General features: G+C 70.7%; 6 protein-coding genes. All 6 read left to right on the top strand.

Annotated elements, in window-relative coordinates; genetic code table 11:
• Positions 1 to 397: ABC transporter substrate-binding protein (locus ABDW35_RS34080; protein ID WP_343718288.1), on the top strand; the 397-nt coding region annotated here is incomplete at its 5' end.
• A complete protein-coding gene (locus ABDW35_RS34075) occupies positions 394 to 1,182 on the top strand; it encodes an ABC transporter ATP-binding protein (RefSeq protein ID WP_343718287.1) in 789 nt (262 codons plus the stop codon). The genes ABDW35_RS34080 and ABDW35_RS34075, both read left to right, overlap by 4 nt.
• A gap of 184 nt (positions 1,183 to 1,366) precedes the next feature.
• Positions 1,367 to 2,116 carry an ABC transporter permease gene (locus tag ABDW35_RS34070; RefSeq protein WP_343718286.1) on the top strand — a complete coding sequence of 250 codons (750 nt, stop codon included), beginning with the start codon at positions 1,367 to 1,369 and terminating at the stop codon, positions 2,114 to 2,116.
• Positions 2,117 to 2,218: 102 nt separating this feature from the next.
• Positions 2,219 to 2,638: a metalloregulator ArsR/SmtB family transcription factor gene (locus tag ABDW35_RS34065; protein WP_343718285.1), complete on the top strand. Its 420-nt coding sequence runs from the start codon at positions 2,219 to 2,221 to the stop codon at positions 2,636 to 2,638.
• A complete protein-coding gene (locus ABDW35_RS34060) occupies positions 2,548 to 2,991 on the top strand; it encodes an SRPBCC domain-containing protein (RefSeq protein ID WP_343718284.1) in 444 nt (147 codons plus the stop codon). The genes ABDW35_RS34065 and ABDW35_RS34060 overlap by 91 nt, the downstream gene beginning before the upstream one ends.
• Before the next feature lie 30 nt (positions 2,992 to 3,021).
• On the top strand, positions 3,022 to 3,489 hold the full coding sequence (locus tag ABDW35_RS34055) for an NUDIX domain-containing protein (RefSeq protein ID WP_343718283.1): 468 nt from the start codon (positions 3,022 to 3,024) through the stop codon (positions 3,487 to 3,489).
• The last annotated feature ends 45 nt before the right edge of the window (positions 3,490 to 3,534 follow it).

Here is a 3,534-nt window from a genome sequence, read left to right as displayed (position 1 = left end):
GGACACCGGCCTGCCCTCCTATTCCAACGTCTATTTCGCCACCGACGCGGCGCTGGCGCAGAATGCCGAGGTGCTGGCGAAGTTCCTGCGCGCCGTGGCCAAGGGCTGGGCCTGGACCCATGCGCATCCGAAGGAGGCGGTGGACCTGACCGTGGACGCCTATCCGCAGCTGGACCGCGAGACCGAGCAGGCGACGATCGGGCTGGTGCTGAAGCTGAGCTTCGACGCCGACACCAAGGCCAAGGGCTGGGGCTGGTTCGACCCGGCCGCGATCGCCGAGCAGGTGCGGATCTACGACTCGATCGGCCAGTTCCAGGGCAACGCGCCGAAGCCGGAGGACTGCTGGTCGAGCGCGATCCTGGAGATGACCGCAGCCGACCGGCCGAAGCTGGGGTGACGGGACGGGTGGACAGCGCCGCGATCCGCTGCCGGGGGCTCGCTCTCGGATACGGCTCCGTCCCCGTGCTGGACGGCGTCGACCTGGACGTGCCGCAGGGCGGCTTCCTGACCATCCTCGGCCCCTCGGGCTGCGGCAAGTCGACCCTGCTGCGGGTGGTGGCCGACCTGCTGGCGCCGCTGGCCGGGGAGATCGCGGTGCTGGGCGGCCCGCCGGACGCGGCCCGGCAGCGCCGCGACATCGGCTTCGTGTTCCAGGACCCGACCCTGCTGCCCTGGCGCAGCGTGCGCGCCAATATCGAGCTGCCGCTGCAGGTCGGCCGCGGCCGCGCCGGCAAGCCGGATGTCGCGGCGACCGACGACCTGCTGGCCCTGCTCGGCCTCGGCGGGCTGGCGGAGCGGATGCCGGACCAGCTGTCCGGCGGCCAGCGCCAGCGCGTGGCCATCGCCCGCGCTTTGCTGTCCCGGCCGCGCATCCTGCTGATGGACGAGCCCTTCGGCGCGCTGGACGAGATCACCCGCGACCGGCTGAACGACGAGATGCTGGCGCTGTGGCGGCGTACCGGCACCACCGTCCTGTTCGTCACCCATAGCATCGCCGAGGCGGTGTATCTGGGCCAGCAGGTGCTGGTGCTGGCCGCCCATCCCGGCCGGGTGCAGGAGATCGTCGACCTGCGGCCGCTGAAGGACGCCGACGGCCGCTGCGACCGCGACGCGCCGGAGGTGACCGCCGTCTGTGCTCATCTGCGACGCTTGCTGGCTGTGGGGTCGGAGAGAGCGGCATGACGGCCGTATCGGTTCTGGCTTCGGGAACCCCCTCCCCCTGCCCCCCTCCCGCGAGGGGAGGGGGGACTCATTTTTTCATGTCATCGGGGGCCGCTCTCGACGCCACCCCAACCCTGTCCCCCCTCCCCTCGCGGGAGGGGGCTAGGGGGAGGGGGTTCCCGCAGCAAGAGCCGGAGCCCCAGGCATGACCCGTCCCTCCGACCTGCTGTGGCCGGCGCTGGGGGCGCTGTCGATCCTGCTGGCCTGGCAGTTCGTGGTGCCGGCGCTGGGCGTGCCGGCCTTCATCGTTCCGGGCCCCGCCGCGGTGTTCGGCAAGCTGTGGACCGATCGGATCCTGCTGCTCTCCAACGCCGGGCCGACGGCGCTGGAGGCGGCGCTGGGCTTCCTGCTGGGCAACGCGGTCGCCGTGCTGCTGGCGATCCTGTTCACCTACAGCCGGCCGGTGCGCGCCGCGTATTTCCCGATCGTGCTGTTCCTCAACACCATCCCTGTCCTGGCCCTGGCGCCGATCTTCATCCTGATGTTCGGGCTGGGCCTGCTGCCGAAGATCGTGATCGCCGCGGTGATCTGCTTCTTCCCGACCCTGATCGCCATGGTCCGCGGCCTGACCCTGGCGACGCCGAACGAGCGCGAGCTGATGCGGGTGCTGTCGGCCAGCGGCTGGGAGAGCTTCTGGCGGCTGCGTGCGCCGCGGTCGCTGCCGATGCTGTTCACCGCCTTGCGCATCGCCGCCACCGGCAGCGTCATCGGCGCCATCGTCGGCGAGTGGATCGGATCGAATGCCGGGCTGGGCGCGCTGATCATCCAGGCCACCTTCAACTACCAGGCCGACCGGCTGTTCGCCGCGGTCTTCATCGCCGCGGCGATGGGGCTGATCGCCTTCGGCCTGGTGGTGCTGGTCGAGCGGCTGGGCTTCCGCCGCTGGGTGCGGTAGGCGGCGGCAGGAACCAACCTAAACGTCTGGCATATGGACCCGGCCTCCCATGCCGGCTCATATGGGTTGACAGCCAGCTTCCGCAGACACAAAGTTCACTTGATGGTTAACTATCAAGAACCCGCCCTCGACCGCACCTTCGCCGCCCTGGCCGACCCGACGCGCCGGGCGCTGATCGCCCGGCTGGGGGCGGAGCAGGATGTCTCGGTCAGCGAGCTGGCCCGGCCCTTCACCATGTCGCTGCCGGCGGTGATGAAGCATCTCGACGTGCTGTCGGATGCCGGGCTGATCACGCGGACCAAGACCGGGCGCACCGTGACCTGCCGCCTGTCCGCGGCACCGATGGAGCAGGCGATGGACTGGCTGAGCCGATACCAGCGCTTCTGGTCCGAACAGCTCGACCGCCTGGCCGCCTTCGTCGAGGAGGAATCGTGCTCGCCAAGCCCAGCCTCAGCATCCGGCGCCGCCTCGCCGCCCCTCCCGCCCGGGTCTACGGGGCCTGGACCGACCCGGAAAAAATGATGCGGTGGTTCGGGCCGGAGGGCGCCGAGACCATCAGCGCCGAGGCCGACCCGCGCACCGGCGGCCGCTACCATGTCGCCTTCTCCACCCCGGACGGCGAGCGCCACGACATCGGCGGCGTGTACAAGGAGGTGGTGCCGAATGAGAGGCTGGTGTTCAGCTGGGTCTGGCGGACCATGCCGGAGCGGGAGTCGCAGGTGACGCTGACCCTGCGGCCGGACGGCGACGGCACGGTGCTGATCCTGACCCATGAGCAGTTCTTCGACGAGCCGGCCCGCGACCGCCACCGCGAGGGCTGGGGCGGCTGCCTTGACCGCCTGGCGCGCTATCTTCTGGAGGAGGCCGTCGCCTGAGCGGCGGCCATCCCCGGCGATAGAGGCCCCATGGCGGCGGAAAGCTTCGGCATCCTGATGTACAAGCGCGCGGGAGAGCGGCTGCTCGTTCTGCTGGCGCATCCCGGCGGCCCGTTCTGGCGCCGCAAGGACCTAGGCGCGTGGTCGATCCCGAAAGGCGAGCCGGAGCCCGGCGAGGCGCCGGAGGCCACCGCCCGCCGCGAATTCACCGAGGAGATCGGCACGGCGCCCGAGGGGCCGCTGCTGCCGCTCGGCCAGATCCGCCAGCGCGGCGGCAAGGCGGTCACGGCCTTCGCCGTCGCCGGCGACCTGGATGCCGGCCGGATCCGCAGCATCGAGTTCCAGATCGAATGGCCGCCGCGGAGCGGCCGGATGCAGTCCTTCCCCGAGATCGACCGGGCCGAATGGTTCGACCTGCCGACCGCGCGGGAGAAGATCTGGGAAGCGCAGCGGCCGCTGCTGGACCGGCTGGAGGAGATCCTGGCGGTGGAGGGGTGAGACAGTCTGTCCCGGCAAATGCGAATGCTTCTAATAATCGATAAC

It is taken from the genome of Inquilinus sp. (assembly GCF_039594555.1).
Classification (GTDB): Bacteria; Pseudomonadota; Alphaproteobacteria; order DSM-16000; family Inquilinaceae; genus Inquilinus.
This window is presented reverse-complemented; position numbering and strand designations above follow the sequence as displayed.

Excerpts from the sequence above, each read along its gene's own strand:
- ABDW35_RS34055 (WP_343718283.1), top strand. The coding sequence starts at position 3,022 with ATGGCGGCGGAAAGCTTCGGCATCCTGATGTACAAGCGCGCGGGAGAG.
- ABDW35_RS34065 (WP_343718285.1), top strand. The coding sequence starts at position 2,219 with ATGGTTAACTATCAAGAACCCGCCCTCGACCGCACCTTCGCCGCCCTG.
- ABDW35_RS34070 (WP_343718286.1), top strand. The coding sequence starts at position 1,367 with ATGACCCGTCCCTCCGACCTGCTGTGGCCGGCGCTGGGGGCGCTGTCG.